This window comes from Sulfurimonas sp. ST-27 (assembly GCF_048081595.1).
Classification (GTDB): Bacteria; Campylobacterota; Campylobacteria; order Campylobacterales; family Sulfurimonadaceae; genus Sulfurimonas; species Sulfurimonas hydrogeniphila.
On record NZ_CP182226.1, the window covers coordinates 839774 to 866435 of the forward strand.

A 26662-nucleotide genomic window follows, 5' to 3' on the forward strand; every position below is an offset into this window, starting at 1 on the left:
TTATATTTTCTCCTTTTCTATAAGTATGCTTCTTGTTTTGCCGTCAATCTTTTTCAAAAGTGCCGGCAACAAAAGAAGATCTACCAGCAGGGCAATGAGTAAAGCAATGGCTGTAATGAGTCCGAAATTTGCATTGAGCATAAACTGTGAAAGACGGAAGACTATGAATGCACTGCTTAAAACGACAGTGGTCAGTACCATTGCCAAACCTGCATACTGCATAACATAGGCAAGGGCATTTTCAAAATCAAATCCTTTTTTTCTCGCTTCTTTGTATTTGATTAAGAAGTGAATCGTGTCATCTATGGCTATACCGAGAATGATGGCACCTGAGATGGCTACACCCAAATCTATGTTAATGTTGAGCCAGCCCATAACACCTATGACCAAGACAATAGGCAAGATATTGGGAATTAAAAAGAGCGGTATCATTTTTATATTTTTAAAAATAAAAAACATAAGCAGAGAAGTAGCGGTAATGGCAAGCAATATAGATTCAATAAGAGTTTTTGTTACATCAGCCTGCATATGTGCAAACATTTGGGTCTGACCGTTAACCTGTGCAGAATAAGGCGTGTTTTGCCACCACTTCTCAATCCACTCTATCATCTGCAGATCTTTTGAGGTATCAACGACATTCATAGATACAGTGAGTCTGAGCAGCCGTTCGTTGACATCCATTTTATCATTTATTTCCATACCCTGCGGCAGTGAGAGTGAATACAGCAGAAGATATTGGGCAATAAGATTGTTGTTGTCTGGTATGCTTTTGTTTGCATCAATGACCTCATTGAATTTTTTGACCACATCCACAAGCGAAGAGGTATGTCTGGCATCCGGAAATTTTTCTTTGAGCGCCTGTGAGAATCTGTCAACTGTTTGCATGAATTTTGCATTTTTAATCCCGTCTGTGATTTTTGAATCTATGACAACTTCATAACTCATCGGACCGGTAAGGTTTTTTTCTATCACATTGACGGTTTGACGAAAGGGAACATCCTCTCTGAAATATCTGACCGCATTGGAATCCACTTTGAGGTTTGTCAGTCCAAAAGCTATAAAGCTAAAGAGCAGAAGTGTGGCAATGATAATTTTGTTGTCATGCTTTATGATGAATTTTGCATATTTTTTGGCAAAGGCACCGAGTCTGTTTTGGACAGCCGTCTTTTGCGTGACTTTGACCTTTATATTTAAAATTGCCAGGGCTGCGGGAACAAAAAGTATCGTAATGACAAAAGCCAATATGGCGGCATTTGCTGTTGCCAGACCTAAGGTCTTGATGGGAACAATATCTGAAATACCCAAAGAAGCAAAACCGACAGCGGTTGTTATGGAGGTTAAAAAAGTAGGCAGAAGGTTTTTTTCCAAAGTATCATGAATTGCCGCATAATTGTCAAGTCCTGCTTTTCTGCCAAGCAGGTAGATCCAAAAAAGGTGCATTGCATCGGCAATGCCGATAGCAATGATAAATACGGGCATATTTGCCGTAAAGTTGTTGAGTTTGTAGCCAAAAACTGTTTGCAGTGACAAAACTATAGTAAAGGTAAAAACAACGACGGCTATTGTCAGAAATACACCGGAAATTTTACGAAAAATAATCCACAGCAGAAGCATAGCTATCAAAAGAACAAGCGGAGTGAAGGTTTTGACATCATACTGACCGAGGGAACTGAATGTTGTATTGACAACAGGTCCGCCTGCGAGATAAAATTTGTAACCGCTCTCTTTTTCCTCCTGGATATATCTGTTTATATCCTGCATAATATGTTTGGAAGCCCCAATAGTGTTGCCTGCTTTTGGTGTCAAACGCCCGACTATCATAGTAGTTTTGGCATCTTTTGATATAATACGGTTGACAATCAAATCTTCATCCAAAGCAATTGCTTTTTTCTTCTGTAAATCATTTACATGTAAAGCGTCAATATCTTCTATAAAATTATCTATGAGAATGTCATCTTCGTCCTGCGGGTTTTGATGGACATATTGGTAATTTGTAAGCGAATCTACTCTTGCTATGTATTTTGTCTGCCAGAGTTTTTGGGTGAGCCGATCTATTACATGTAACGCGTTTTTGTTAAAAATACCGTTTTCATCGCGAAAAACTATGATGATGGAGTCATCATTGCCAAAGGTGTTTTTAAAGGCATCATACTGTTTGAGTGTTTGTGACTCTTCGCCAAACCAGATTCTGTAGGAGCCGTCAAACTGTGCATATTTGAGCTGATAGGCAAGGACAACAGTAATAAGCGGAATCAGTGTGACAATAAACCAGCGAAATCTGATGATGAAATCTACAAATTTTTTCATTTTTTCCTCTATATTAAAAATAATAACCGAGTTTTAGACTGATGCGTTCATGCGCACCCATCAGTTTAAAAGCCGTATTGTAATTTTTTGACGGAGATATGTATCTGTAGTCAAAATTAAGTTTGAAAGTATCCATAACACGGGTTTGATACTCCATATAGTAGACCTGTTCATTATAATCAAGGTCAAATATGCCGCCGCCGACGATACTTGCATCGTTGCCCTGGTTGAAACTGTAACGAAGCCCTAAAAAAAGGTCATTTTGAAAAAGTTCAAACAGTGCCAGATCATCTTTTTTTCCGCTTTGCAGTGTAATATAACGGTAGTATTCCACAAGCAATCCCAGATCAGCCTCTTTGTAAACCTGCGAGAGCGTATGTTCCGCACCAATGCCTACATGTATATAATCAGAAACAAGTGTATCATCAAGAATGTCGGCAAAGGTGGCTTCAAGCTTGTAGAGTGTTGAGCCTATTACAAGGGTATCATAGGTCATAAACTTGTTAACCAAATAGGCATTTTCTTCTGTTGTAACAGTATTGTCAGTCTGGAGTGTTTGTGTATAGTAGCGTTGGGAATCGTACCCGTTTTCAAAGACAAAAGCATAATCAAGTGCATATTGGGTGTCTGTGCTGTCTGAATATTTCAGGTAAATACTTGGTCGGTAGGGGCTGGCTTTTGTTCTGAGTTTTTCTTTATATACCAAAGGCAGAGTAACATTTGGTGCTACCTTGAGTGTAGCGGGAAAATAGTAATAGACATAAGGATAGGCAGGCATTTTCCTGTTTTGTTCATACAGTTTTATAATGGCAGAAAACTCTCCGCTTTCTGTGTAATGCGTATAAGCGGCATTGATGACACCGAGTTTGTCTGTGTAAAAAGGGTCAGACCGCAGTTCGTCAGGATTAAAAACATTGACAATATTGCGTACTTCAAGTGCACCCCAGAACAAAATATTTTTTCCAAGAAGGATGGAATCATTTTCAAAATCATAACTGCCGTAAAGTTCATCCAAACGGATAAAACTTCTGTTGGTATGTTTCGCTGTTTTTTGCAAATCATAATAATCCTGTTGTACTCTGGCTTTTGCAAACCCTGTAAAGTTTTCTTTGATGTATTTTGCTTCAAAATTGGCAGACAGCAGTGCATTTTGTTTCTCTTTGCCTGCAGGAGCTTTCATATAGGACTGTAGTGTCAGGTTGATATTGCCCTGATAGCTGATGTCATCAAGGAAACTTGCTGTTTCTTTTTGTATTACTTCTTCGCTTACATGCAAAGGCTCATGCAACACTGGACTTATTTTTGGAATATTTTTCTTTTGCGGCTTTTTTGTAATTTTTTTGTAATTTTTTTGTAATTTTTCAACTTTTTCAACTTTTTCAACTTTTTCAACTTTTTCAACTTTTTTTTGAAATCTGTATTTATATGTATTTACAATAATAGGCTTTGGGTATTTTTTTGAGAGTTTTTTGAGTGCTGCTCTGGCATCACGGTATTTCTCATAACACCCGCAGCGTACACTGTTGATATTGCTAAAAGAGATAAGTCTGCATGTTTTTGGGTAATTGTGTGCTGCAAAATCATAGGTCGAATTCTTTTTGAATTTAAAACTTATCAGTTGTACGGAGTAGCAGGTATCATCAGATTTTGCATAAAGGATACTTATGCAAAAAAGCAGTAAAAAAAGCAGTTTCATAATTATTTTTTCAAGACGCGTTTATGAAAATTTCTCTCTTTGAGCCCGGTTTTTATTTTTTCGTCTTCCCAGACTAAAATGGTCTTCTTGCCGTTTTGATGGTTTTTTATTCTCATCATGCCTACGCGCCATACGCCTTTTATCTTTTTGTAGTCATCAAAAAAAGCTGTTTTAAGCAGTTCATGTTTTCTGTCGTAATAGTCCACTTTTTTTATCAAAAATGTTTTTGCATTCACCCATGAGATCTGTTTTGTATAGCCTGAGTTTTTACTGACAGGCACTCTTTTGCCGACATAATATTTTTTGCCGTTGAGCATTTCTTCTTTGGCTTCACCTGTAAAAGTGTATTTTTTCGCACTAAAAGAGCTGAGATCCTCATAAGAGAATTCCGAACCCATAAAAGAGCCCGATTTGTTTTTTGAAGCAATCCGTTTTACACGTTTTAATGCCGGCAGATAGAGCCACTGGTCATCATCTTTGTTGATATGCTCATAATTGAGAAACTTTGTTCCTTTTACATCCGCAGGCGAAAGAAAGGTCATCAGTGATTTGTTTCCGGATGCTTTTTCAAGAATGATCATTTTCATATGACGTTCACGTTTTTGATTGTTGGCATTAATGAGCGTCATTTTCATAGTTGAGGAGGAGTCTTTGAAACCGTTCATAACAGCTTCACATTTGTTGGCAACTTCCTGGTTTGAAATGGCAAAAAGAGCGGATGAAATAAGGAGAAAGAAGAGAGTTTTTGACACGAATAAGAACCTTGCATAGTATTATTTTTACTAATGGTAGCACAGAAACTTATTTTTTGTGATATTTTTTTGATAAAGTTACAAAAGAATTACTTTTATGTAACTTTATGTTATAAGTATTTATTATTTCTTTAAAATAAGGGTTGTCGATTTGTCAAAATTAAAATACTTTTGGGCAACTTGTTGGACCTTCTTTGCTGTGACTTTATTGACCTCTTCTTCATAATGTAAAAGGGGTTCAATGTCTCCCCGTACAAGGTAGCTGCCAAAAAGATTAGCCACAGAGGTTGAACTCTCAAGCGAATAGATAAAATCTGATTTTGTGTTGATTTTGACTTTTTCAAGCTCCGCTTTTGTCACCTTTGTCTCTTTCATCAGGTTTATCTGTCTGATAAGCTCTTTTTCTACCGTCTCTGCCTTGACACCGGGGTTGCATGTAGCCATAAATATAAAAAGTCCCGGGTCTGTGTTTTCCATATTGTATGCATAGACAGAGTTGACAAGACGTTTTTTGTCTACAAGTTCTTTATAGAGCCGTGAACTTTTCCCCGAGTAGAGAATTTCGGAAATAACGCTGAGTGTGACCTGGTCAGGGTCTTTAAAATCAGGAATATGAAAAGTAATAGCGAGCATTTCCACTTCACTCTCTTTGTGGACGATCACTCTTTTTGCTCCGTCCTGTTCCGGTTCTACAAATTTTACTTTTGGGATTTTCCCATGATTTTTTATTTTGCCAAAAGCGGCTTTTGCACTTTTAAAGACCTCTTTTGGATCGACATCCCCTGTTACCATTAAAATGGCATTTTGCGGCTGATAGTAGGTCGCATGAAAATCTCTTATGTCCTTGATGGTCCATGTTCTGATGTCATTCATAAACCCGATAGGTGTCCAGTGGTACGGGTGGTAAATGTAGGCATTGTTAAAAAGTCTGAAATAGAGATATCCCAAAGGATTGTTGTCGGTTCTCCAGCGTCTCTCCTCTGTAACAACATCACGCTCGGGTTGAAACTCGTCATCTTTGAGATTGAGATTTTGCATAAGTTCGGCATAGAGTTCTATGGATTTGTTTAAATTGTCTGTGCTTGATTTGATATAGTAGTGCGTATAGTCAAAGCTTGTTGAAGCATTGTTCACCCCTCCGATGCTTTTGACCTCTTTGTCAAATTCACCGGCTTTGAGATTTTTGCTGGATTTAAAGTTCATATGCTCAAGCATATGGGCTATGCCTGTTTTGCCCATGACCTCATTTCGACTGCCGACTTTGTAAAAAATGTCCGTACTGATGACATTTGAATGGTTCTTCAAAGGGATGACTACAATCTGCAGTCCGTTTTTGAGTATTTTTGTTTCATATTTTGGGAGTGATGTCGCCATAAGTGTTCCTAGTGTTAAGAGTAGTGTAAGTAGTATTTTCATTGTTTTCTGTCAGCTCCGACGGCCTGTGTGATGTTGTCAAAACCGTCTGCTTTGAGCAGTTGTATGAGTTCTTTGTTTATGTTCATGATCATATCGGGACCGTGAAAAATCAATCCGCTTAAAATCTGTACCAGTGATGCGCCTGCCCGTATGCGTTTGTATGCTTCTTCCGCAGAATCAATACCGCCGACGGAAATCAGTACTGTCTTTCCATAGAGTTCATTTGCAATAGCGTCAAAGATTTTAAAGCTTTTTTCTTTAAGGACGGCACCGCTGAGTCCGCCTATACTTTTTGGATGTTTGACAAGTGAGTAGTCTATAGTTGTATTGGTCGCTATGATACCGTCAGCTCCGGCTTGAACTGCCATTTTTGTTAAATTTACGGCATCTTCTATTTCCATGTCCGGTGCAATTTTTAGCAGAATCGGCATTTGTGTGAGTTTTTTTGCCTGTGTAAAAAGGTTTGTAATAAATGCTTCATTTTGCAGATCCCGTAATCCGGGTGTATTTGGTGAGGAGATATTAATTACAAAATAGTCGCCCAACCCGTCAAAAGCTTTGATAAGATGCGTATAGTCATTAAGAGCCTCTTTTTCAGGTGTTGTTTTGTTTTTTCCGATATTGATACCAATGGGTGTAGTAAACGGAGTGCGTTGTTTGAGTCTCTTTATGACTTTATAGGCACCGTCATTGTTAAAACCCATGGCATTTTGAATGCTTTGTTCCTCCACATGGCGGAACATTCTTGGCTTCGGATTTCCGGCCTGGGGTTTTGGGGTGACTGTACCGATCTCGGTAAAACCAAATCCCAAAATCTGCATACCGCGTATCATTGTTGCATTTTTGTCAAAGCCGGCGCCAAGTCCTACCGGGTTGTAAAAGGTACGTCCGAAAATTTCCTGCTTCAGACTTGCATCATTGATGAAATGAGATTCCAAAAAGAAGTTAAAGGGAATCTGACAAATATTTGGCAGGCGTAAAACGCATTCGGCAATATGATGTGCAGTTTCCGGCTGGAATTTAAAAAGATAAGGTTTTATAGATTCATAACTTAACATAACTGTCCACTTGTATAAAATTGGATTATTATACACAATCTAAGCTAAATAACTTCTCAAACTCTTTTGGTGGTACCGGTTTGGAACACAAATATCCCTGGTACTCTTTACAGTTGATTTCTTCTAAAAGTTTGAGCTGTTCTTTTGTCTCGACACCCTCGGCGACGACATTGAGATGCAGGTCATCGGCAATACCCACTATCATATTGATAAAAGTCAAATCATCTTTTGTGTAAATATTGTCTATAAATGATTTGTCTATTTTAAGGGTATCAAAAGGAATATCTTTGAGATAAGACAAAGAAGAGTAGCCGGTGCCAAAATCATCCAAAGAGAGAGTGATTCCCAGTTTTTTAATATTTTTGATAATATTTAACCGTTCTTTGAAATGTTGTATAAGGACAGATTCTGTCAATTCTATGTCAAATTTGCTTCTGTCTATGTCCTGTGTATATTTTTGTATCTTTTGCAAGAGTTTTGGGTCTTGGAATTGCACAGCAGACAGATTGACAGAGATTTTTATATTTTTTAAAGGAGTCTGCTCCCATTTTTTTATTTGAGCAACAGCTTCTTGAATAATCCATTCTCCAAGAGGAATAATCGTTCTGTTTTCTTCAGCAATACCGATGAACCTGTAAGGAGGAATGATTCCCTCTACAGGGTCTATAAGTCTGATAAGTGCTTCGCATCCGACTATTTTTTTGGTTTTTATATCTACTTTTGGCTGATAATAGAGTTTGAAATGATTGTGTTGCAAAGCATCTTTTATGATTTGCTGCATATGTATTTTTTCCTGAACCGCCTTGTTGATGGCATTTGTAAAAAACTGGAAATTGTTTTTTCCGAGCTCTTTTGATTTGTACATTGCAATATCTGCATTTTTTAGCAGTGTCTGAACATCCCTGCCGTCTTTGGGATAGATGGCAATCCCCATGCTGGCAGTGATCTGGTACTCCTCATCCTCAATCCTAAAAGGCAATGAGAGTTTTTCTTTGAGTCTTTGGGCAATCTCTATAATTGTATTTTCATTTGAAAAATCAGGCAGAATTACTACAAACTCATCGCCTCCCAGACGTGCGACAATATCATTTTCTCGGGTTGTTTTTAAAAGAACCTGAGCAATGTGCAAAAGAATTTTATCACCAAAGGCATGCCCTTTTGAATCATTTATATTTTTAAAATTATCCAGATCCAAAAATATAATGGCAAACTCTTTTTTGTCTCTTTTGCTTTTTGCAATCAGCCAATTGATTTTTTCTATAAGACTCAGCCTGTTATACAGACCGCTTAAAGGGTCTTTTGTCGACAAATTATAGAGTTCTTCCTGTTCCTGCTGCAGCCTTTTGAATGTCATATTGAGGGAGTAGCGGATACTCTCAATCTCTTTGACAAAAAAGTTTTTTGGAGGATTTCGACTGTAGTAGGCATACTGTCGCAGTTTCTCAAGAGGTGTGATGATGTAGATTTTTGACAATACCCATAAAAACAGTATAAAGACAAAAGCGCTTACAAGAAAGGCGACAAGAATTTTTCTTATCTGTTGTGCAATGAGTCCATGCGTATAGGCTTCATCAATATATACATTTGCATAATAATATTTTGCTTGGAGTCCATGAAAAGTTTTAATGGAAAAAGAGTAACACTGTTGTGTGAAAATATTCGTATTTGTAATTTTGGAAATCGGGAGACACTTTTGTGTTGAGTGATTGTAATTTTCATATCTGATATTTGCATGGTAAATAATATTTTTGTTGCTGTCAAGAATATGTATATCTTTGACAGTGGGATTAATGATAATAATATTGTCAATATGAGAGGCAATAAAGTTGATGTCTTTTTGTTTTAAATTTTTTTCCATAAAGTGCTTGAGATTTAACACATCGGTCTGTATGCTTGTCTGAAGCAGTTTGCTTATCGTCTCTTTTGAATTTTCAAAAAAATTATAAAAAATATACCCTTCGAGTGCAAACGCAACAAATATAATCGACAGGATAAAACTCTTTATGGAAATGGAGTTCATAAAATGATATCGTCCTTTTTGTATCCATACTGTTGTATATATTCCAAAAGCTCCTGTGAGGGCTTGTTTATCCATTTGATAAGACTCAGAGAGTGACGATACTCTTTATAGCTTACATGTGAAAAGTATTTGGAAATAACTTTATAGGATGCTTTTGGATTTGTTTCTATGGTTGTTATAGCTTTGTCTATCACTTTTTTGAGTTGTATAAGCCTCTGCTTGTCATTTTTGATAAGAGTATCTCTTGCACACAGTGCATCTATGACAATAATACTGTTAATATCTTTTGTTGAGGCAACCTCTTTGAAATTCTTTTTTTTCAAAGCAATCTCATAAGGCGTGTAGGTGGCAATGAGTATGGCTTTTTGGGGGTCATTTTCCACATCTTGGATTTGCCGCTGATCTTTGTTTATAAAGTTTATCTTCTCTTTACTGATGGCATTTTTTTTGAGAAAATCAAGTAAAATTTCCTGATTGATGGAATCAACTTCAAGATAGGCATCTGTTTTTGTACTTTTTTTGAGTGCCTCAAGTGTTCTGTTTGACAAAATCATATCGCCGCCGTTTGAGCGGTCTATCAAAATAACCGCTTTGATATCATGGGTGGTTTGTTTTAAAACATTGTATTCATGCTGTGTAGTCGTGACCATATCCGCCTTGCCGATACTGTACAAATCGGCTGCTTCTGCAAGAGAGACGCTGGTAACTATTTTTATGTTCAAAGAATCAAGTTTTCCTGTTTCATAGGCATAAAACAAAGGTGCATAGCCTATCCATTGATTTGTAGAGATGACAATCTGCTTTTGTGGTTTTGAAGAGCAGGCACTCAAAAGAAGCAGTAAGAGTATAAGCAGCGATTTTGTCAAAATATCTCCAGTATTTAATATTAACACATTATAACTTTTATTAGTGAACATTTTAATCTCTTTGACCTTTGATTGTACTTAATTTTTTTGTTACTGAAGTCGTGTTAGAATAATAAAAAGTTCTCAGGAAAGGAGTCGTTTATGAGTAAAGTTTTAGTCCCGTTGGCAAACGGATTTGAAGAGATAGAAGCGGTGAGCATCATAGATGTTTTAAGACGTGCAGAGATTGAAGTTTTGGTTGCATCTTTAAGTGATGAGATGCTTGTAAAAGGAGCGAACAATATTGTCATTCAAGCGGACTTACATGTAAAGGATGTCAATGCCGACATGATTGATATGGTCGTTTTGCCTGGCGGATGGGACGGTACCTATGCGTTGGCTGATGATGAAAATGTACAGAGAATTTTGCGTGAAATGGATGCCAAAGGAAAAAATATCGGAGCTATCTGTGCAGCCCCGTTTGCCCTGAACAAAGCGGGTGTTTTAAAAGAAAAATATACCTGCTACCCGTCTGTAGAAGAACAGATACGCCAAGAAGGATATATGGGAGACAAAGCAATGGTCGTTGAAGATCAAAATGTGATGACCTCACGCGGACCGGGTACGGCGTTGTGCTTTGGTCTGAAAATCGTGAAAAAACTCAAAGGAGAAGAGACGTACAATGCACTCAAAGCAGGGCTTTTGGCAACTTACTGCAATTAGACTCTAAAGTTGCCCGGTATCTAAAAGCTTTATTGTAAATATTTAGTGATATTACATTTTTATATGTATTATGTTATTATGGTGCAACTGAAGAAATGAAAGGTTTAGAAAATGGCAACGAAAATAGAAAATTCAATAGGGCAATTAGGAAATATGGATCAAATAAGAGAGCTTATGTTTGGTCCGCAAATTCGTAAATTTGAAGAAGAATTGAGCAAACTTCAAGAAAATATGAATGTTGTTGCTAAAGAGTTAAGTCAAAAAGTAATATTATTAGAGAAAAAACTGACTGCTGAACATGCTTCAAATGTGCAACTTCTGGAACAAAAGATTAAAACTGTATCAAACGCACTGCAGGATGAAAGTATTGAATTAAAAGAACAGCTTGTTCGCCAAGAAAGAAAAGCAAACAATGCGCTTGATGACGTTCAAAAAGTATTTGAGTCACAAGTTGATGCAATGAAAAGAGAAAATATCCAAAATAAAGAAGAACTTCATAATGAACTAAAAGAAATTGAAACATCTATTATAAAACTTCTTAAAGAACAGGTTGAAAATCTCGAGGGCGCAAAAGTTTCAAAAGATAATCTTTCAAGTATGTTTTTTGATTTAGCCATGAAGGTAAAAGATACAACCATAGCAGAGAATTTTGACATGATGATAGAAGAGAGCGTACCTAAAGAGGAAGAAAAAAGTAAGTAATTAGATGAATGATTACGAAAAACTAAAACAGCTGCTGTTTGAAGAAGAACGCCATAAAATAGATGAACTTGAACTGCTTCTTCAGAAGGCTATCAAAGAAAGTGGTGATGCTACTGTTATTGTTGAAAAAATTTCACCACTTTTAAGTGATATATTTTCAAAAACCATTGAAAAAAATAAAGCTGAATTTATTGCTATTTTTGCTCCACTTATTGGTGATATGTTACAGAGCACCATTCAAGACTCGAGTGATAAAATAGCAAAAGTAATGTCTCCTATAATTTCCCTGGCAATTAAAGATCAAGTTAAAAATGAAAAAGATGAAATAGTAGATGCACTTTATCCTGTTATTGGTAATATGATTAGTAAGTTTGTTTCACAATCTTTTAAAGATATGATTGATGAGATAAATACAAAAGTACAAACAACATTCTCATATGAAACACTCAAAAGAAAAATCGTTGCTAAAATTAAAGGTATATCAGAGACAGAATTGCTTCTGCAAAGTTCTACAAAATTAAATAAAGTAGAGAGTGTTTTTTTAATTCATAAGGAGAGTGGACTTTTAGTTAGTGAACGAAGCATTAAAAATCATGAATCTATAGAACCTGAGATGGTCGCTTCAATGTTGAGTGCGATTCGAAGTTTTGTGAATGATTGGATTTCTAAGAACAGTGATAGTTTAGAGTTAAATGAAATAGAATTCGGTAATTATACTATTTATCTGGAAGTAGCAGGTTGTTGTTATCTGGCTGTTGTTTTAAGCGGTACAAGTAATCGTAAGTTACAAGACAAAATTACATCTGTTTTGGAATTCTTAGTCAAAAAACATTCTGATGCAATTATGCATTTTGAAGGAGATAAGGATAAACTCAATCTTGATGAGATTAATGAACAGCTTGATACCTTGCTTGAAAATGAAAGCGAAATATTGGAAGAAGAAGAAAAAAAACAAAGTTATACTTTTCTTTGGATAGTAGGAATATCAGCATTAGCCGGATTATCTCTATATTCTTACATAAATTACAGTAATCAAGTATTACAAGAGAAAATTGAACAAAATTTGCAAAAAAATCCTTATCTTAATCTTTATAATATCAACGTGGATGTCAACTACAAAAACGTCTTAGTTCAAGGTAAGATTCCTTATGAAAGTCTTCATACAAATATTTTACAGACAATCAAACCACTTCTGACAAGAAGAGTATTGGAAGATAAAATTGTTTTAGCGCATGCACCTTTAAGCGAAGAAGAAATAAATAAAGAGTTGTCGATTGCATTTGCAATGCTTAATTTGGACAGTGGAAACAGATTGAGATATAAATTCCATAATGGTATACTTATGATACGTGGTATAATAAAAAATAAAAAAAGCTATAATGATTTATTAAAAGAAGTAAGTTCTATAAAAGGTATTAGGCAAATTATTTCAGATATTGAGTATAGTTTTTCCCAAGATGAACTGAAAATTTATTATGGGGTTTCTCAATCCAAGTTGACTCAGGAAAAGATGAAGCTTATTGATTTATGGATGAAGTCTTCAAAAATGAAGAAAACTTTAGAACTTTATAATGATTTAAATCTCTTGGTAATGGGCTTCTCAGATGGAAGAGGTGTTTCTTCAAAAAATATATATTATGCGCAAGAAAGAGCAAAAAATGTGTATAATTATCTTATAGAAAAAGGGATACCGTCTAGTAGGATAAGTTTTATTGCTTCGCCTGTTCCTTTAGCAGAGATGGAGAATAAAAAAAATCATGAAGGACGCTTAGTGCAGATAAAATGGATAAAAAATGATAACTAAAAAAGTAGTCTTAATCGGCGATTTTGCAACTGGAAAAACAAGTTTAATACGTCGTTATGTTGATAACCAGTTCAGTGATGATTACCTTACAACTATAGGTGTTAAAATATCTAAAAAATATGTACAAGTTTCAGAAGAATTAGAGTTACAGCTTATGATCTGGGATATTGAAGGGCGGACAGATGTAAAAGATACAAATCCTGCCTATGTCTTAGGAGCACATGGTGTGATTGTTGTGGGAGATATTACACGCCAATCAAGTATAGACAACATATCTTTGCATCTAAAGTTAGCACAAAATTTACTGAAAAATGTTCCTGCTGTTGTAGCCTTGAATAAGGCTGATTTGCTTATAGAAAATACTCAAATAAAAAGTACAGTTTCACAACTTCGCGACTCTCTTGAAAAAGTAGAAGAAATTTTTGAAACTTCTGCAAAAGATGGCAGGAATGTGGAAGAACTTTTTCTCTCACTGAGTAAAGCTATACTAAAACAATAGAGTTGAAAAAGGAGGTTCAAATGCATATACAAGAGGTCTTTAATGCTATTTATGAACGGCATCAGTATGAATATATAGTGGCAGATATGAATATGCAATGTATTGAATTCTCTGACAAAGTTATAAAATATATTGATATAGAAGAAGCTTCACAAATGTATGTCAGTATTATGAAACTTATTCCTGAATTGATTGGTTTAGAGAAAGAACTGATGCAAATAGGAAAAGGAGAAAGAGCAAATTTAGAACTACCATTGATTTACAAGAATGGTGATTATGTTACCATTAGTGTTCAAGCAGGAAGAAAAAACAAATTTGAAGCAATCGAAACAATTATTATTTTATTTGAAGATGTGACTGACTTTGTGAAGATGCAACAGAAATCTATTCAAGACAGAAACGATAAAGAGTTGCTTGTTTTGGAACTTGATAAAGCGAATAGAATGCTTGCAAAATACAATAAACATATAACAGAACTGGTTGAAAAAGAGGTTGAAAAAAATGTGCGTCTCACAAATGATATTATTGTAACACAACGTGAGGTTATTGCAACGATGGGAGCAATTGGTGAGACACGATCAAAGGAGACGGGTGATCATGTTTTACGAGTCGGTGAATATGCAAAAGCATTGGCATTAATAATTGGACTCTCTTCTGAAGAAGCAGAAGAACTAAGAATGGCAGCACCAATGCATGATATTGGAAAAGTAGGGATTGAAGATGCTATTTTAAACAAACCGGGAAAACTTACAGAAGAAGAGTTTGAAATTATGAAACAACACTCTTTACTGGGTTATGAAATGTTAAGCGGTTCTCAACAAAAACTCTTACAAACTGCAGCAATTGTTGCATATGAACATCATGAAAAATGGGATGGAAGCGGATATCCAAGAGGTCTAAAAGGCGAAAATATTCATATTTATGGGCGTATTATAGCAATAGTAGATGTTTTTGATGCATTGGGACATGACAGAGTGTATAAAAAAGCATGGCCACTTGATAAAATTTTGAATTATATTGAATCTGGTAAAGCAAAACAATTTGATCCATTTTTAGTGGAAAATTTTTTAAAAAATATACAAGTTTTTACAGATATTCAAGAGCGTTACAAAAACAAAGAAAAAGGTATGCTGGAACACTCCTAAAAATCAAGAGATTTTTAGTGAGTTCTCAGTATGTATTTCTTCAAGTTCTTCGAGTCTTTCCATCTTTTTGTAATGATGCAGGTTGAGACTGACAAATTTATATGAGAGATAAATAATGACCGGCCAGCTTAAATACCAAATTGATTCTGCTAAATATTCCATAATTTCTCCTAGTAATGATGCGGGTCAGATTTGACTTCATCTATTGTGATTTGTGATTTGTCCATTGAACGCCATACAAATATAATATAAAGCAGGACAACCGGAACAAGGACAGAGACAATACTCATCACTTCAAGTGTGTAGTGACTTCCTGAACTGTTTTGTATGGTGAGTGAACTTTGTATATCTGCAAGTGACGGGTAAAAAACAGAAGCGTCCAGTCCCAAAATCAAAAACAATACAAGCACTGTAAGTATAACGCCCAATCCGCTAAACCAGATGGCTTTTTGTGCTTTTTTCGTTACTGCGATAACTACTCCGTATAACAATGTGAGAACACCGACAAGCAGTAAACCTGCTAAAGCCGGCATATCCATAAAGCTGTGTAAAAATTTCATACTTTCAACACTGACAACAAGGGTATCAGGATCATAACGCAAACCGTCCATAAACAATATTGTTGCCAAAACATAAAGAAAAAGAATCAGAAACATCCCGAAGTTTACAATAACAACCTTTTTGATTCTTGCCGTAACAGTCGGCACATCGACATTATTTAAAAAATACAAAGCACCCTGAAATCGTGAAAGAAAAACAAGCATCAATCCAAAGGCAACATTAAAAGGGTTTAAAAGTGCTTCAAGCCCGTAGCTCTGCATCGTCCAGTGTGAGAGGTTGTTTTCATTGACAATGAAATTACCGCCGCTAAAGAGTGTCGCCACTGCCACACCGATTAAAAATATCCCGAGGGAGCCGTTGATGTAGAGCAGGGTCTCATAAAAACGTTCCCCGTAAAAATTGTCCGGTTTTTTTCTGTATTCATACGCGACAGCCTGAATAATAAAACAAAAAAGGATGCCCATCCAGACATAATAGGCACCGCCGAAACTTACTGCATAAAAAAGCGGCATTGCGGCAAAAAGCGCACCGCCGAACATGACAAGCATTGTAAAAGTAAGTTCCCATTTTCTCCCTAAAGAGTTGACTAAAACATCTCTTTCATCTTCTGTTTTTGCCAGAGTATACAGCAGTGTCTGTCCGCCCTGTACAAAGGTCATAAAGACAAAGAGTGCTCCTAAAAGACTGATTAAGAACCACCAGTATTGTTGTAAAGTGAGTAAGTCAAACATTTAATGTCCCTCCGGCCCGATTTTTATCTGTTTTAACATGATTTTTACTTCGGCTATTAAGAGTGCTGTAAAAAGCACTGCAAAGAGCCAAAAAGTAATCATAACGCTTGTTGAGGCAATGTTGGAAGCTGCCATGCCTACCGGAAGCAGATCCTGAATAGCCCAGGGCTGACGTCCTGCTTCTGCTACTATCCATCCGGCTTCCTGTGCGATATATCCAAGCGGAATGGTTGCCACTGCGAGGTAGAGCAGCCACTTTTTGTTGTGCATTTCGTTGGTCATGGCATAATAAAGGGTCACCATAAAAAGAACCAAAAACCATGTTCCAAGCCCTACCATTGTGTGAAAACTGTAAAAGCTCAGTGCAACATCGGGGACAGCATCCTGCGGTTTTTTCAAATAACCGTAGCCCATATAAGCCTGATTTGCTTCAAAAGTTTTGAGTGCTTTTTCAGCCTCAACGAGATTGCCTTCTTTTTTGAACTTTTTATAGGCGCCTAAAGCGGCCACGGCAGTTTTCCCTTTTTGCATTTTTTGCGGTATGGACATAATGCCGTATTTCTCGCTTCCCTGCATCAGGTTGTCTATACCCGGTACAAAAGCATTCAAATCATGGTAGCCAAGGAAAGAAAGCGCACCCGGGATTTCAAAACTGAAAAGAAAGGGATTTAAGTCGTCACCTATCTCTTTTGCGGTATCAAGTACACCAAAGGCAACAATTCCGGCGCGTTTTTCTCCATCATACAAACCTTCCATAGCGGCAAGTTTCATGGGCTGGTTGAGGGCTACCTGGTGGGCTGATTCATCACCTGTGGTTAACAAAAAAAGTGAGGTAATAAGCCCGAAACTTGAGGCAACAATAATGCTGCGTCGTGCAAACTGTGTATCGCGTTTTTTAAGCAGATACCAGGCACTGATTCCTATAACAAAAAGTGAAGCAAGCACATAACCGCTGCTTATTGTATGCAAAAACTTGCTGACTGCATTCGGGTTGAAAAATACTTCCCAAAAATTCAACATTTCGTTTCTTGCCGTATCGGGATTGAATTTCATACCAACAGGGTGCTGCATCCAGCCGTTTGCTACCAAAATCCACAGTGCAGAGAGGTTTGAACCGATCGCAACAAGCCATGTGGAGGTCAGGTGCATTTTTTTGCTGACTTTGTCCCAGCCAAAAAACATAACGGCAAAGAATGTCGATTCCATGAAAAATGCCATAAGCCCTTCAATAGCAAGCGGTGCACCGAAAATATCGCCGACAATCCAGGAGTAGTTCGACCAGTTGGTACCAAACTCAAACTCCATAATAATACCGGTAGCCAGCCCTATGGCAAAGTTAATGGCCAAGAGTCCCATCCAGTATTTTGTTGTCTGTTTCCATTTTTCATCGCCGGTTTTGACATAAAGAGTTTCCATAATGGCAACGATAAATGTCAGACCAAGTGTAAGCGGTACGAAAAGCCAGTGATAGAGTGCTGTAAGAGCAAATTGCGCCCGTGACCAGTCAACAAGCACGTCAGTGTGTTCCATATTATTTTTCCTTTGTGAGTTGTTGCAAAATATATTGACTTCTTTGTGTATCAGTTTTGAAGTTTTCCTGCAATATATTTGGGAAGAACAGCCATTTTATAACGGCAAACATAACAAATAGTTTTACAGCTATGAGAATCCAAAGGGTTTTGCCTGTTCTCATATTTACAAAACCATCATAGTACAGATAGAAAACGGATCGAAAAAAGTTTGTGATATGTGTTTTCATGGCGGAATATTATTCCAATCAGCATTAACAATTAATAAATGTAAGTTATTAATTTTATTAACTTACATAATAATAAGTCTTTTAGAGGAGTTTTTTAAATTCTGCCAAAGGAACAGGTTTGGATATCAAATAGCCTTGATAGTAGTCACATCCGTTTTCCTCTATAAAGTGAGCATGCTCGACTGTTTCTACCCCTTCGGCTATTACTGAAAAATCAAACTGTTTTGCCACATCAATAATAATTTTGACAAGCTTTTTGTCATTTTCATTCTCAAGCATATCCCGTACAAAACTTTGATCGATTTTGAGATAGTCAAACGGCAGATTTTTCAGATAGGAGAGTGAAGAGTAGCCTGTGCCAAAATCATCCATGGAAAATGCAAATCCGTGCGCTTTGATATGGAGCATTTTGTCAATGGTCTTTTCCAGATTGTTTAGCATCACAGATTCTGTAAGTTCAAGTTTGATACAGCGAGGATGTACATTGTGTTTTTTTGCACTCGCAAGCAAAAGCTCTTCAAAATTATCCTGGGAAAACTGTTTCAAGCTGATATTTACAGCAATATTTTCAAGCGTATCTTCGAGTTCTTTATACATTGCAAAAGCGTTCTCTATCACCCAACTGCCTATGTTGATGATAAGGCTGGACTGTTCTGCATACTCTATAAAAGCATCTGGAAACAGAAGCCCTTTTGTCGGGTGATTCCATCGTATCAATGCTTCGGCAGAAACAATTTTATCTGTCTTTGTCTCTACAATAGGCTGCATGTAGAGTTCAAACTGTTTTTCCTGTATGGCAATTTTGAGTTCATTGTGCAAAAGCAGTTGCTCCTGTATCTGTCTGCTCATTGCACTGTCATAAAAAGAGGTTTTGTTTTTTCCTCCTTTTTTTGATTCATACATGGCTATATCTGCATGTTTGAGTATAGTGGTAGTATCAAGCTCTTCGGGTGTGAGTATTTTTATGCCTATACTGAGTGATATATAGAGTGTTTCATTTTCTTTGTGTATCGGTTCTTTGAGGGTTGTATGAATTTTTTCCGATAAGTACAGAGCTGTTTCATGCATCTTTGCAAGATTTGCATCAGTTTGCGAAAGGAGAATGACAAACTCATCCCCTCCGAGTCTGGCAAAAATATCTTCTGCTCTGAGAACTTTTCTGATTCTTTGTGCAAATATCTGCAATACATAATCACCGACATCATGTCCGATAGAATCATTAATATTCTTAAAGTCATCCAGATCAATGAACAGCAGGGCACCATACTCTTTTGAGCGGTGAATTTTTTTCATAAACTGCTCTAAATAGTTGCGAAAAGAGGCTCTGTTGGTTAAACCGGTCAGAGAATCATAAAAAGCCTGGTACTCCAGTTTTTTTTGATTCTGTACCTCTGTTGTGATGTCTTCTACCATGCCCAGTCCGGAAATGATATTGCCCTGTGCATCATACATGGGAATTGCATGGAGGCGTATCCACAGATCCAGGTCAGTGAGTGTTGTATGGTAAATACCCTCATAAACTGCTTTTTCATTTTTAAAAACTTTTTGCAGGGGTTCTATTATAGATTTGTCTTTGAGTGTTTTCATGTCAAGGTTGAAAAGTTTTTCCTGAGGAACCTTTATAATTTTTGCAAATGCTTTGTTCACCTGGGTCAGTACGAGGTCTTTGCTGTAGGTGAAAACACCGATAGGAAGTTCTTTGAAAATTGATTCAAAATTGTTTTTTGAAACTTCGAGTGCTTTTTTTGTTGCTAAAATTTTATATTTGCTTATTAATGTTGTTACAATATTTTTATTGTATTTTGCCGAAAAAATGGAGAGCATAACCAAAAACAAAATGATAAGATAGCTTAGTGCATTAAAAGCATTCGATTTATGTGTCAAAAGAGTGTAAATAAGCGGAAGCAGCAGGACAAACAAATAACTGATACTCAGTTTTTTGAAATAAGAGAGTGTAATGACAGCACCGGCTGAAGTTCCGGAAATAATAATTATAATAAATGTCTGATGCACATGATCAGCAGTTGTAAATAAAAACAAAAAACCTGCACTGGTGAGCAGAGCTGAAAAAATGGTGAAAAAATTAAAAATTGTCTGTGCTTTTTGAAGGTTTGTTTTATTATGTAAAAACTGTTTTACATAGTAGCTTCTGAGTATGAGAACAGTATAAAGAGAGAACAACCAAAGAGCAAGCGGAACCCTCAGTGCTGTCTCTTTCCAAAAAAGAGCGGCAACTACGGTAACTATAAAAAGCAATGAAACTGAAGAGGCATAAGAATCCAATGCCATCAGTCGCATCAGTTCATATTTGATTTGGTTCTCTTTTTTCATAACTGATTATACAGCAACTCTTGTAAAAACAAGATTTTTCAAACTTTTTTGCTCGTTTGCACTTGCAAATTCGGGCAGGTTTTCCAGTCGTTTTTCAAATGTAAAACTCGGTGCGAATTTTTCTATCATCTCTATAATGAAGTTACTTTCCAACTCAGGAGAATTCAGACATGCCAAAAGTATGCAGTTCTGGCTTGCAAGCTGCGGCAGTTTTTTTATGAGTTTTTCATAATCTTTTGTCGCTTCAAAACTGCCTCTTTGAAAGCTCGGCGGGTCGATGATAATCATATCGTAAGGACCTTTTCTTTTGAGTGAAGAGAATGATTTGAGTATGTTGTATGAGAGAAAGCTCACACCTTTTGGGTCGAGATTGTTTAAAGCATGGTTTGCCATTCCTGTTTTTAGGGCACCTTTGCTCATATCGACATTGACAACACTCTTTGCACCTCCGAGCTTTGCCGCAACACTAAATGCACAGGTATAGGAAAAGAGATTTAAAATGTGTTTGCTTTTGGCATTTTCGCGTACAAAGGCACGCCCGTTCTTCATATCGGGAAAATAACCGCTGTTTTTGTTGGAGAGAAGGTTGATTTTGAGTTGCATGCCGTTTTCTGTTACATGTAAATCCTGCGGAATTTCTCCTGTAATCACTTCACTCGGTGCATCTTTAAGATATCGTCTTTGTATGACAAGTGTTGTATATCGCGTGTTACATGTAAAGGCTTTGAGCATCTCTAAAAGTTCTGTCTCATTCTTTTTTTCAAAATACAAAGCAATACTCAAAATAGTGTCAATGGAGTCTACTGTAAGATGCTTCCACTCCTCGTAAAGTCCGCCACGACCATGAAACAGGCGTTTAAACTCTTCATTACATGTAAGGGCGTTTTTCTCAAGATGCTGTTGGAGTTCTTTGAGTGTCATTTATACTTTTTCCCAAAAAGTTCCCTGCGGGGTATCCATTAGATGAACACCAAGGCTAAGAATTTCATCTCGAATCTTGTCCGAGAGCGCGAAATCTTTCTCTTTTTTTGCGCTGTTTCTTTGTTCTATGAGGGTATTAATTTTCTCTTTTGTATTGTCATCTATGCCAAACTGAAAATACTCAAAAGGATTTTGTACACCAAAGCCCAAAATTTCTTCTATGTATGCCAAATTTGCCAGAGTCTCACGCTTGAGCAGTTTGTGTTTTCCTGCAGTGTCGAGTGTTTCGTTGGCTTTGCTTATCATCTCATCAATAAGGGCCAGAGCCGTTGAGACATTCATATCATCATTAAGAGATTTTAAAAGCTCTTTTTTAAAGGGTGTTTCATCATTACACGCAGACAAACCAAAAAGACGCTTTTTCAGTCTGTAGAGTTTGTCAAGACGCTTTTTGGAAGCTTCCAGATCCTGCGTGTTAAAATTAAAATTACTGCGGTAATGTGTACTTAAGAGGTAAAACCGCAATACCTCGCCGTCATACTCTTTGAGGGCATCTTTGAGAAAAAAGCTGTTGCCCAGTGATTTGCTCATCTTTTCGCCTTCAATATTGACAAATCCGTTATGCATCCAGTAGTTGGCAAGTTCATGTTTTGTGGCACACCGTGTCTGTGCCGCTTCATTTTCATGGTGGGGAAAAAGCAGGTCAGCTCCGCCTCCGTGGATGTCTATGGCAAAAGGCGTATCTTTGTAGGCCAAATGCTTTTCTATCATGGCAGAACACTCCAGATGCCAGCCCGGACGACCTGCACCAAAAGGAGAAGAAAAGGTAACACTGTTGTCCTTGACACTTTTCCACAGGGCAAAATCGGCATGATTTTTTTTGTAGCTTGAACTCGCGACCCGCTCCTGCTTGTCTTCTTCGTTTTGGCTGCGGTGTGAAAGCGTCAGATACTCACTGTCGCTTGCCGTATCAAAATAGACATCGCCATCAGGTGTTGTATAGGCATGTCCTTTGTCTATGAGCTTTTGTATCAAATCAACCATCGCTTCAAGGTTTTGTGTTGCTTTTGGCTCCAGGGTCGGTTTTTTTACACCGATAGCTTCCATCTCTTTGTGGTATGCCTCTGTATAAAAGTCTGTAATCTCCTGTATCTCTTTTTTCAGCTCTATCGCTTTTTTGATGATTTTGTCATCTATGTCGGTAATGTTGCGTGCATAGATGACTTCATATCCGTTTGCCTCCAAAACACGCGTAAGCAAGTCAAACACAAGCGCTGATTTTGCATGTCCGAGGTGGGCATCATCATAAACGGTAGGACCACAGACATAGAGTGTGACTTTTCCTTCTTTGAGTGGAATGAATTTTCGTTTTGTTTTTTGTACAGAATCAAATATATGCACGGAGAATTTCCTTTAAATAGAGTAGTAATGCGATAAGTACAACAGAACTTACAGCCAGATAGATGAGATTTTTTGAACGAAGTATAGCAAAAAAGTTTTTTATCCCAAAAACTTTGAGGGTAAAAAAGAGACTCACATAGCCGCCGATGGTACTTGCCAGTGCCAAACCTGCCACGCCAAAAGGGCCAATAAAAGCCAAGGCAAAAGTAATGTAGGCGACAAGAGAAACCGTCGCTATTTTTGCGGCTTTTGCCTGCATCTCTTTTGCATAGAGCCAGAGAACAAAAAGTTTTTGTATGCCAAAAGGTAAAAGTCCGAGCATATACATTTGCAGTACGGCACTTGTGTTTTGGGTATCCTGGGCGTCAAAGGCACCTCTTTGAAACAAAAGCCAGATGATTTCATGAGAAAGGATGATGCCTCCAAGAGTACTGCATGTAAGCAGAAATGCCAAAAACCAGAAAGCCTTTTGCAGATTTGCAAGCGCTTTTGCTTCATCATTGTTTTTTAAATAGCGTGCGATTCTTGGAAACAGCGCAACAGATACGGCAATGGCAAAAAGTGCCAAAGGCAGTTGAAAAATGCGGTTGGCATAGTAAAGATAGGAGATAGAACCGGTGACTAAAAACGAGGCTAAAAAAGTGTCCAAAAAAGCAGAAACCTGTGCGGTAGAGTTTCCCCAGACCGCCGGAAAGAAATTTGTGCGAAATTTTTTGGTATCCTCATTTATATTTTTAGATTTGACTCCAAAATATTTCACGCCGCCAAGAAGCAGTTTTGCCAGTCCGAGTTTGTATATGGCCAGCAGATGGACGCCGAGTTGCAACACTCCGCCAATAATGACCCCGTAACTTAAATAGTAAACAATTTCACTTTGGCTTTTGTCATGAGAGAGGTACAAAGCAGCAATGAGTGAAAGATTGAGCAGGGCAGTTGCAAATGCCGAGGTTGCAAAATGGTGTTTGTACTGCAGCATAGCACTCAAAAATGTGACAAAAAATATAAGCGGAAGGTACCAAAAATTGATGGCAACATAGGGAGCGGCGAGGGCAATGGTGTCAGCATCAAAACCTGTGGCGATTGCTTTTGTAAAAAGCTGCGGTATGAGATTGACAAGAAGGGTGAGTATAAGTATGACAGAAGTGAAAACAAGGAGTATATTGATGCTAAAGAGCGCCTTGTGTCTGCTTCGTGTAAACGCAGGGATAAAAACCTGACTGAAAGCACCTTCTGCAAAAATTCTGCGAAAAAGATTGGGGAGTTTAAAAGCGATGAAAAATATATCGCTGTATATGTTTGCACCAAGTGCGGATGCGGTTAAAAGGTCTCTGAAAAATCCCAATACACGGGAGATGAGAATTCCAAAACTGTTGGTGAAAATTGCTTTAAACATAGGCTTCTTTGTCGATATAATATAAGTTTTACATAATTTTAACAAATCTTTGGTTAAAATCTTTCATAAAAAAAATTAAAAAAAGTATGGTAATTTCATTATGGCATTATTTGGTTCTGATAAAAAGACTAAAACAGTAAGAAAAGTTCGTCCGACTGTCGTACGAACGCAAAATGTTGCAAAAGAGATTTTTAACATTGCAAAATCATACGATATAAAGCCGGAATTGCTGGATTTTAACATACTTGATATTCAGACTTATACGAGAATAAAAAAAGACAAAGAAGAGAGTGAATGGGAAGAAGTCACACCCGAAGCCCTGCGTGAACTCAACAATGAAGAGAGCTTTTTAAACCCTGATTTTCAGATTAAACAGACATATGAGGTGGAAATTTTTTCCAAAAGGCTGAATGAAGATGAACTCTGTAAAAATTTCAAAACAGCAGTTGGGGCCAATGCTACAAAGTGTAAAGTGTATCTGAGTATTGCAGCGGGATCAAGTGTTGAGTATTCTCCGAGATTCGAAGACAGTTTTTTGGATCTTATAAATAAGAAAAAAATACGGGCAGGAATTCTTGTGCATATTTTTGATGAGATGCTTCCTGATGTGGTCTCAAAAATCTCTGCACGAGTCAGAGTGGCGCAGCATCTTGAATTTTTGCAAAATGAAACACACTTGATAGCAGAAGGGATTGAGCCGACACCTACAACAAATGATGCTTTGATACTCTATTTTGAAAAAAATAAAGAGCTTGATGAAAACGAGAGAATTGATTATGCGTTAAGAGGGTTTATACAAAGTGTCAAAAAAGATGAAGTGCTTATAGAGTATATCAAACCAAAACCCGGAAAACCCGGGCGTAACTGTCGTGGCGAATATATAAAACCTGCCGAGCCTGTCGTCAAACATGAACCGACTTTTAAAGTTGACAGTACGATACGAGTCGTTGAAGATGAAAAATCAATAAAATATATTGCCAATGAAAATGGCTATATTGCTTTTGAAAACGATACTTATGTGATAAAAAATGAAGTTGATGTAGGAGAAGTCAGTTTCAAAACGACAGGATCTATCAAAAGCGGTGTGGACTCTGATGTGGAGATGTCTGTAAAAGAGACAGATGCCGTCAAAGATGCTGTTGGAACAGGTATGACTGTTGAGGTAAGTAAAATAAAAATTGAAGGAAATGTCGGCTCCAATGCAAAAGTTATAGCAAAAGAGGCTACTGTAAACGGACAAACGCATAAAACTGCTGTTATCAAAGCAGACAACTTGGAAATAAATGTCCATAAGGGGAAAGCCTATGGGAAAAATATCCGGGTTACGAGACTCGAACATGGTGAAATTGACGGTGAGCAGGTAAAGGTTGCACAAGCTTTAGGTGGTATAATTCGAGGCCGGGAAATAGATATAGAAATTTGTACTTCTCATGTCAAAGCAATTGCAACAAAACGCATTGAAATACAAAAACTTCAGGGCAGTGAAAACATTTTTACGATTGATCCCTTGTTGCAAAAAGAAGCCAAAGAAAGCCTGAACGAGAATCAGCAAAAAATAGAAAAACTGGAGCTGCAGCTCAAAGAATTGCGAGAAGAATTAAAAAAACAGATGCATTTGCTCAAAGAAGCAACACCGGCTTTTATAGAAATTAAAAAAAGACTTTTGCATTACAAAAAAAACGGAGTTAAAATGCCTGCTTCTTTTGTGAAAAAATACAAACAGTTTCAGGTCATGCAGGAAAATGTAAAGAATTTAAAGACCGAAGTTTCAGTGACACAGGATGCGTTAAACCTTTTAACAACAAAAACTTCTTCTTTTCAAGAAAATATTTTTGATGCAAGGGTTATAAACAGAGACAGGTGGATAGGGTACAACGAAATTAGATTTAAACTGGTTGACCCTCCTATGGAACTGGTTTATAAACCTATGGAAGGTTCCCGTGAACAGGTTTTTGGACTCGTTGAACTGGACGAAGGCGAATATGCCATACGTCCTATGAATGAAGAGGAAATGAAATAAATATGATAGTAGGCCTACACGGAAAAATTGAATATAAAGAACCAAAATATGTACATGTAAACGTACAGGGAATTGTATATGAGGTTTTTATCTCTTTGCACACATTTTCTGCTTTGCCAAAAGAAAATGTTTCTTTGTTTGCAACACACATCATTCGCGAAGATGCACAGCTGCTTTTTGGTTTTATGGATATGGCAGAGAAAAAAATGTTTTCCCGTTTGATCAAAATCAATGGCGTCGGTCCCAAGGTTGCTATGGCAATCTGTTCTACCTATACACCTTCCCAGTTTGCTGCGATTATAAATAACAAAGATGTGAACGGTGTCAAAAAAGTACCTGGAATAGGGCCTAAAAGTGCCGGGCGAATTTTAGTGGAACTTAACGGTTTTGATGCTGAAATACTCGGTGACAATGCAACACCGCAGGCCTCACAGGCATTTAACGAAGCCAGTGAAGCACTGGAAGCTTTAGGCTTTAAAAAAGATAAAATAGCAAAGGCATTGAGCGCATGTGAGGGAGACGATACCGCTTCACTTGTAAAAGGTGCCCTTAAACAACTCCAAACAATTTAAAAGGAA

22 protein-coding genes are annotated in these 26662 nt (G+C 37.2%); 7 read left to right on the forward strand and 15 right to left on the reverse strand.

Translation table 11 applies throughout. The features are described 5' to 3' along the window. From ACM66U_RS04440 to ACM66U_RS04470, 7 genes are all read right to left on the reverse strand, one after another. Positions 1-2307 (reverse strand): efflux RND transporter permease subunit, encoded by a 2307-nt coding sequence (locus tag ACM66U_RS04440; protein WP_418641240.1) that lies wholly within the window; start codon positions 2305-2307, stop codon positions 1-3. A gap of 13 nt (positions 2308-2320) precedes the next feature. Then, the gene (locus tag ACM66U_RS04445) at positions 2321-4003 is read right to left on the reverse strand and encodes a hypothetical protein (RefSeq protein WP_418641241.1); all 1683 of its coding nucleotides are present in this window, start codon (positions 4001-4003) and stop codon (positions 2321-2323) included. 2 nt (positions 4004-4005) lie between these two features. Next, entirely contained in the window at positions 4006-4755 is a 750-nt protein-coding gene (locus ACM66U_RS04450; RefSeq protein WP_151900664.1) for an outer membrane lipoprotein-sorting protein, read from the reverse strand. A gap of 123 nt (positions 4756-4878) precedes the next feature. Further along, positions 4879-6129: a pitrilysin family protein gene (locus tag ACM66U_RS04455; protein ID WP_346388574.1), complete on the reverse strand. Its 1251-nt coding sequence runs from the start codon at positions 6127-6129 to the stop codon at positions 4879-4881. Positions 6130-6167: 38 nt separating this feature from the next. Further along, entirely contained in the window at positions 6168-7229 is a 1062-nt protein-coding gene (locus ACM66U_RS04460) for a quinone-dependent dihydroorotate dehydrogenase (RefSeq protein ID WP_346388575.1), read from the reverse strand. 28 nt (positions 7230-7257) lie between these two features. Continuing rightward, positions 7258-9324: an EAL domain-containing protein gene (locus tag ACM66U_RS04465; protein WP_418641242.1), complete on the reverse strand. Its 2067-nt coding sequence runs from the start codon at positions 9322-9324 to the stop codon at positions 7258-7260. Beyond that, positions 9246-10142 (reverse strand): ABC transporter substrate-binding protein, encoded by an 897-nt coding sequence (locus tag ACM66U_RS04470; RefSeq protein WP_418641243.1) that lies wholly within the window; start codon positions 10140-10142, stop codon positions 9246-9248. The genes ACM66U_RS04465 and ACM66U_RS04470 overlap by 79 nt, the downstream gene beginning before the upstream one ends. 114 nt (positions 10143-10256) lie before the next feature. Here ACM66U_RS04470 and ACM66U_RS04475 point away from each other — a divergent pair, with 114 nt between their 5' ends. The 5 genes from ACM66U_RS04475 (at position 10257) to ACM66U_RS04495 (ending at position 14967) form a co-directional block, all read left to right on the forward strand. Next, entirely contained in the window at positions 10257-10817 is a 561-nt protein-coding gene (locus ACM66U_RS04475) for a DJ-1 family glyoxalase III (protein WP_151900660.1), read from the forward strand. 111 nt (positions 10818-10928) lie between these two features. Continuing rightward, a complete protein-coding gene (locus tag ACM66U_RS04480; protein WP_151900659.1) occupies positions 10929-11519 on the forward strand; it encodes a hypothetical protein in 591 nt (196 codons plus the stop codon). Positions 11520-11523: 4 nt separating this feature from the next. After that, positions 11524-13323 (forward strand): OmpA family protein, encoded by a 1800-nt coding sequence (locus ACM66U_RS04485; protein WP_151900658.1) that lies wholly within the window; start codon positions 11524-11526, stop codon positions 13321-13323. Further along, positions 13313-13822 (forward strand): Rab family GTPase, encoded by a 510-nt coding sequence (locus ACM66U_RS04490; protein WP_151900657.1) that lies wholly within the window; start codon positions 13313-13315, stop codon positions 13820-13822. Before ACM66U_RS04485 ends, ACM66U_RS04490 begins: the two co-directional genes overlap by 11 nt. A 20-nt stretch (positions 13823-13842) precedes the next feature. Then, positions 13843-14967 carry an HD-GYP domain-containing protein gene (locus ACM66U_RS04495; protein ID WP_151900656.1) on the forward strand — a complete coding sequence of 375 codons (1125 nt, stop codon included), beginning with the start codon at positions 13843-13845 and terminating at the stop codon, positions 14965-14967. 3 nt (positions 14968-14970) lie between these two features. On the opposite strand, the gene ACM66U_RS04500 is transcribed toward ACM66U_RS04495, so the two are convergent. The 8 genes from ACM66U_RS04500 to murJ form a co-directional block, all read right to left on the reverse strand. After that, positions 14971-15129 carry a hypothetical protein gene (locus tag ACM66U_RS04500; protein ID WP_188109963.1) on the reverse strand — a complete coding sequence of 53 codons (159 nt, stop codon included), beginning with the start codon at positions 15127-15129 and terminating at the stop codon, positions 14971-14973. A gap of 8 nt (positions 15130-15137) precedes the next feature. Continuing rightward, the gene (gene cydB / locus ACM66U_RS04505) at positions 15138-16259 is read right to left on the reverse strand and encodes a cytochrome d ubiquinol oxidase subunit II (RefSeq protein WP_346388578.1); all 1122 of its coding nucleotides are present in this window, start codon (positions 16257-16259) and stop codon (positions 15138-15140) included. Then, positions 16260-17789 (reverse strand): cytochrome ubiquinol oxidase subunit I, encoded by a 1530-nt coding sequence (locus ACM66U_RS04510; protein WP_151900654.1) that lies wholly within the window; start codon positions 17787-17789, stop codon positions 16260-16262. Position 17790: 1 nt separating this feature from the next. Then, on the reverse strand, positions 17791-18018 hold the full coding sequence (locus ACM66U_RS04515; protein ID WP_346388580.1) for a DUF4492 domain-containing protein: 228 nt from the start codon (positions 18016-18018) through the stop codon (positions 17791-17793). 81 nt (positions 18019-18099) lie between these two features. Beyond that, entirely contained in the window at positions 18100-20349 is a 2250-nt protein-coding gene (locus ACM66U_RS04520) for an EAL domain-containing protein (RefSeq protein WP_418641244.1), read from the reverse strand. A 6-nt stretch (positions 20350-20355) separates the two neighbouring features. Continuing rightward, on the reverse strand, positions 20356-21270 hold the full coding sequence (locus ACM66U_RS04525) for a class I SAM-dependent methyltransferase (RefSeq protein WP_418641245.1): 915 nt from the start codon (positions 21268-21270) through the stop codon (positions 20356-20358). Beyond that, on the reverse strand, positions 21271-22671 hold the full coding sequence (cysS, locus tag ACM66U_RS04530; RefSeq protein ID WP_418641246.1) for a cysteine--tRNA ligase: 1401 nt from the start codon (positions 22669-22671) through the stop codon (positions 21271-21273). Then, entirely contained in the window at positions 22658-24064 is a 1407-nt protein-coding gene (gene murJ, locus ACM66U_RS04535) for a murein biosynthesis integral membrane protein MurJ (RefSeq protein ID WP_418641247.1), read from the reverse strand. The genes cysS and murJ overlap by 14 nt, the downstream gene beginning before the upstream one ends. A 100-nt stretch (positions 24065-24164) precedes the next feature. Here murJ and ACM66U_RS04540 point away from each other — a divergent pair, with 100 nt between their 5' ends. Continuing rightward, positions 24165-26084 (forward strand): flagellar assembly protein A, encoded by a 1920-nt coding sequence (locus tag ACM66U_RS04540; RefSeq protein ID WP_418641248.1) that lies wholly within the window; start codon positions 24165-24167, stop codon positions 26082-26084. A gap of 2 nt (positions 26085-26086) precedes the next feature. Continuing rightward, complete coding sequence (gene ruvA, locus ACM66U_RS04545) at positions 26087-26656, forward strand: Holliday junction branch migration protein RuvA (RefSeq protein WP_151900647.1); 570 nt, start codon at positions 26087-26089, stop codon at positions 26654-26656. Positions 26657-26662 lie beyond the last annotated feature (6 nt).